The organism is uncultured Methylobacterium sp., from assembly GCF_964244095.1.
Lineage (GTDB): Bacteria > Pseudomonadota > Alphaproteobacteria > Rhizobiales > Beijerinckiaceae > Methylobacterium.
In genome coordinates this window covers 1-4,521 of record NZ_CAXTHR010000219.1, presented here as the reverse complement: position 1 = coordinate 4,521, position 4,521 = coordinate 1, and the positions used below count along the sequence as shown (strand labels likewise).

3 protein-coding genes and 1 pseudogene are annotated in these 4,521 nt (G+C 73.4%); all 4 read right to left on the bottom strand.

The window, feature by feature from the left end; genetic code table 11:
• Positions 1–242: pseudogene (gene mraY, locus ACFE86_RS21315) on the bottom strand (phospho-N-acetylmuramoyl-pentapeptide-transferase); the annotation flags it as partial.
• A gap of 88 nt (positions 243–330) precedes the next feature.
• The gene (locus tag ACFE86_RS21310) at positions 331–1,785 is read right to left on the bottom strand and encodes a UDP-N-acetylmuramoylalanyl-D-glutamyl-2,6-diaminopimelate--D-alanyl-D-alanine ligase (RefSeq protein ID WP_375457315.1); all 1,455 of its coding nucleotides are present in this window, start codon (positions 1,783–1,785) and stop codon (positions 331–333) included.
• Positions 1,786–1,981: 196 nt separating this feature from the next.
• A complete protein-coding gene (locus ACFE86_RS21305) occupies positions 1,982–3,445 on the bottom strand; it encodes a UDP-N-acetylmuramoyl-L-alanyl-D-glutamate--2,6-diaminopimelate ligase (RefSeq protein ID WP_375457314.1) in 1,464 nt (487 codons plus the stop codon).
• Positions 3,442–4,521 (bottom strand): peptidoglycan D,D-transpeptidase FtsI family protein (locus ACFE86_RS21300; RefSeq protein ID WP_375457313.1); only part of this gene is annotated, 1,080 nt, incomplete at its 5' end. The genes ACFE86_RS21305 and ACFE86_RS21300, both read right to left, overlap by 4 nt.

The window sequence follows — 4,521 nt, the reverse complement described above, 5'->3', positions numbered from 1 at the left end:
AGGATCATCAGCCCGCCCATGGTCGGCGTGCCGCGCTTGGTCAGCAGGTGGGTCTGCGGCCCGTCCTCGCGGATCGGCTGGCCCTTGCCCTGGCGCAGGCGCAGCAGGGAGATGATCCACGGCCCGAACCAGAACACGAACAGGCCCGCCGTGAACAGCGCGCCCCCGGTGCGGAAGGTGATGTAGCGGAAGACGTTGAGGGCCGAGAGCGTGCCGCTCAGGTCCGACAGGAGGTACAGCATCCGGGGGCTCGGCCGCTTGACTCAGACGAAGGAGGGCGGCGCAGGGGTGTGACGGCCCTTGGCCTCGGCGGACGATCGGGGGCGCCGGTCACGGCGCGGCCGACGCGTCGCGCCGCGCCGGCGGGCTCGCGTAGCGGGCTTTCAGCGCCTCGACAATCCGGCCCATGCGAATGCCGTTCGAGCCCTTGACCATCACGGCGTCGCCCGGCCGCAGGATCTTCTCCAGCGGGGCGATGAGATCGGCCGCGGTTCCGGCGGCAAGGCCACGACGGGAGACCGGCAGCGCCTCGAACAGGTGGCCCATCAGGGTGCCGGCGGTGAAGACGAGGTCGACCGCGTTGTCCGCGACCGCGGCGGCGAGGTCGCGGTGATGCGCCGCGCCTGCCGCGCCGAGTTCCAGCATGTCGCCGAGCACCGCGATGCGGCGCCCGCGCGGGCCGGTCTCGATGGCGGCAAGGGCCGCCAGCGCCGCCCGCACCGAGGCCGGGTTGGCGTTGTAGCTCTCGTCGACGAGGAAGGCCGCACCGTCCTCGAGGTGGAGCGCCGTGCGCTCGCCGCGCCCGACCGGCGGACGCAGGGCCGCGAGCGAGAGGGCGGCGCGGGCGAGGTCCGCCCCGAGGCTGTGGACCACCGCCATGACGCCGAGCGAGTTCAGCGCCGTGTGCCGGCCCGGCGTGCCGAGTTGGTAGGTGACCGGCCGGCCCATCACCACCGCATCGACCACCGAGAGGTCGGGGCGCAGCACGATGCGGCGCGCGCGCACGTCGGCCTCCTCATGCTCGCCGAAGGTGACGATGCGGCCGGCGGCCGAGGCGAGGGCGTGGGCGTGCAGGCGGGGAAAGCTCGGGTTGTCGCGGTTGATCACCGCGACGCCCCCCGTGCGGAGCCCGGAGAAGATCTCGCCCTTGGCGTCCGCGATCGCCGAGAGCGAGGCGAAGTGCTCGCTATGCACCGGCTCGACGGTGGTCACCAGCGCCACGTCCGGCCGCACCTGGGCGGCGAGCGGCACGATCTCGCGGGCGTGGTTCATGCCGACCTCGAACACCCCGAAGCGGGTGTCCGCCGGCATCCGCGCCAGCGTCAGCGGCACGCCCCAGTGGTTGTTGTAGGAGGCGACCGAGGCGTGGGTCGCGCCTTGCGCGGCGAGCACGTGGCGCAGCGCCTCCTTGGTCCCGGTCTTGCCGACAGAGCCGGTGACGGCGACGACCTGCGCCGCGGTGCGGGCGCGCGCCGCCCGCCCGAGCCGCGTCATCGCGTCGAGGACCGGGTCGGTCCCTGAGCCCGGCACCGCCAGCACCGGGCCGTCGAAGCCGGCCGCGCGGCCGGCCGCGACCACGGCCGCGCCGGCGCCCTTGTCGAGCGCCGCACGGACGAAGTCGTGCCCGTCCCGCGCCTCGCCCCGGATCGCGAAGAACAGGTCGCCGGGCGCGAGGGTGCGGGTGTCGATCGACGCGCCGGTGATCGTGCCGACCGCGCCGTGCAGCGTTCCGCCGGTCACGGCTTCGAGGGCGGCGGCGGTCCAGAGCGGGGTGTTCGAGGTCATGCACCCTCCGGTCGTATGGCGGCCGTCTCTTCCCTCCCCCCGCTGCGAGGGAGGGTGGGCCTCACGTGAGCGAGGGTCGTGAGAGGGGAGCGACAGGTCCGGATACGGCGCTCCCCTCTCCCGACTTGGCTCGCGGGCCACCCTCCCCCGCAGAGGGGGGATGCGCGGCGTTCGTCGTAAGACGCCACGGAGGTGGTCATGGCGCGAACTCGGCCATGGCCGCCCGCAACACCGCGTGGTCCGAGAACGGCAGCACCCGGTCGCCGACGATCTGGCCGGTTTCGTGGCCCTTGCCGGCCACCACCAGCACGTCGCCGGGCCGCAGGCCGCGCACCGCCGCATGGATGGCCTCCGTGCGGTCGCCGATCTCCGTCGCGTCCGGCGCCCGATCGAGGATCGCGGCGCGGATCGCGGCCGGCGCCTCGCCGCGCGGGTTGTCGTCGGTGACGATCACGCGGTCGGCGAGCCTCTGGGCGATGGCGCCCATGACCGGGCGCTTGCCGCGGTCGCGGTCGCCGCCGCAGCCGAAGACCAGCGTGAGGCGCCCCGTGGCGAAGGGGCGGAGCGCGGTCAGAACCCCCTCCAGCGCCTCGGGCTTGTGGGCGTAGTCGACGAGGCAGAGCGCACCGTTCGCCTCGCCGACCCGTTCCATGCGGCCGGGCACGCCGGTGAGGTGTTCCAGCGCCGCGAAGACCCCGTCCGGATCGGCAGCGCCCGCCGGCGTCGCCAGCACGAGGCCGGCGGCGAGCAGCGCGTTCTCGACCTGGAATCCGCCGACCAGCGGCAGAAGCAGCCTGCGCGCGCCGTGGGCGCCGTCGAGGCCGAGGGCCTGCGAGAACCCCTCGGTCCGCGCATCGACCAGACGGATCGCGGTTCCCGCGCGGCCGGTGGTGCGGATGTCGTGGCCGGCAGCCCCGGCGGCGGCGATCGCCCGGTCGGAGAAGGCGCCGTCGGCGTTGATCACCGCGGGCGAGCCCGCCGGCAGCAGCGTCGTGAACAGCCGCAGCTTGGCCGCGAGGTAGTCCTCGACGGTGGCGTGGTAGTCGAGGTGGTCGCGCCCGAGATTGGTGAAGCCGGCCGCCGTCAGGCGCACGCCGTCGAGCCGGCGCTGCTCGATGCCGTGGGAGGACGCCTCCACGGCAAGCTCGGTGATGCCGTCCGCGGCGAGCCGCGCCAGGGTCTCGTGCAGGGTGACGGGATCGGGCGTGGTGAGCGAGCCATACGTTGCGCCGCGGTCGGTGACGATGCCCACCGTGCCGAGGCTCGCCGATGCGCGGCCCAGGCGCGACAGGATCTGGCGGACGAAGTCGGCGACCGAGCTCTTGCCCGCGGTGCCCGTCACCGCGACGACGGTCCCGGGCTGGCGCCCCGAGAGGCGGGCGGCGGCGAGCGCCAGGGCGCGGCGGGCATCCGCGACCGCGATCCACGGGCACCCCGCCGGCAGGTCGGCGGGTGCTGCGCCCTCGCCCGCCACCGCGACGGCGCCGGCCGCGGCCGCCCGGCCCGCGAACAGGCGTCCGTCCGACGTCGTGCCCGGCACCGCGACGAACACGCCGCCCCGCACCACCCGGCGGCTGTCGGCGGTGAGCCCGGCGACCGGCAGGCCCGCGACCGCCGGCCCGGCCTCCGGAAACAGCAGCCCCAGCGTCGGCGCGCTCACGGGCCGCCGACCTGGTTGGCGTGGTAGGCGTTGAGCTTGACCATGAGCGGAAACGGCTTCACCGGCGGCTCGAACTGCGGCGGCAGGCCGAGGATCGGCGCGACGCGCTCGATCACCTTGCCGGTCACGACGCCGGCGTTCCAAGCCGCCGTGGCGTAGCCGCCGCTCTCGGGCAGCCCCTGCGGCTCGTCCATGATCGTGACGAAGAGGTATTTCGGCTTGTCCATGGGGGCTGCCGCCATGAAGGTCGTGAACAGGCGGTTCTTGTTGTAGCGCCCGCCGATCACCTTCTCGGCGGTGCCGGTCTTGCCGCCGACGAAGTAGTACGGGATCGCCGCCTTCTTGGCCGAGCCCTCGACGGCGTTGAGCCGCATGATGAAGCGCATCGCCTCGCTGGTCTCCGGGCGGAGCACCTGCGTCGCCTTCGCACGCGCCTCCTCGACGGTCGTCCTGAGGAAGGTCGGCGTCATCAGGAAGCCGCCGTTGGCGATGGCCGCCACCGCCGCCGTCGCCTGGATCGGCGCCACCGCCAGCCCGTGGCCGAAGGCGATGGTGATGGTGTTGATCTCGGTCCAGCGCGCCGGCACGATCGGGCTCGCGCTCTCGGGCAGTTCGGTGCGCATCCGGTCGAGCAGGCCCATCCTGCGCAGGAACGCCCTGTGGCCAGGCACGCCGACGCCGAGCGCCATCTTGGCCGAGCCGATGTTGGAGGAGTGCGTGAACACCTCCGGCATGGTGATGAGGCGGTTGGTGCCGTGATACTCGTGGATCTTCGAGCGACCCCAGTTGAGCACGCCGCCGCGGGTGTCGAAGGTCGAGTTGACGTTGTACTTGCCCGATTCGAGCGCCATGGCGAGCGTCATCGCCTTGAAGGTCGAGCCCATCTCGTACACGCCGACGTTCATGCGGTTGATGCGGTCGTCCGACAGCGCGTCGACGGGGTTGTTCGGGTCGAAGTCCGGCATCGAGACCAGCGCGATCACCTCGCCGGTCTGCACGTCGAGGATCATCGCGGCGCCGGCCTTGGCCTTGAAGTGCTCGATGCCCTTGGCGAGTTCGTCGCGCACCGCGAACTG

What these genes read in the sequence shown, in the direction of transcription:
- ACFE86_RS21310 (WP_375457315.1), bottom strand. Translation starts at nt 1,785, where the DNA reads ATGACCTCGAACACCCCGCTCTGGACCGCCGCCGCCCTCGAAGCCGTG.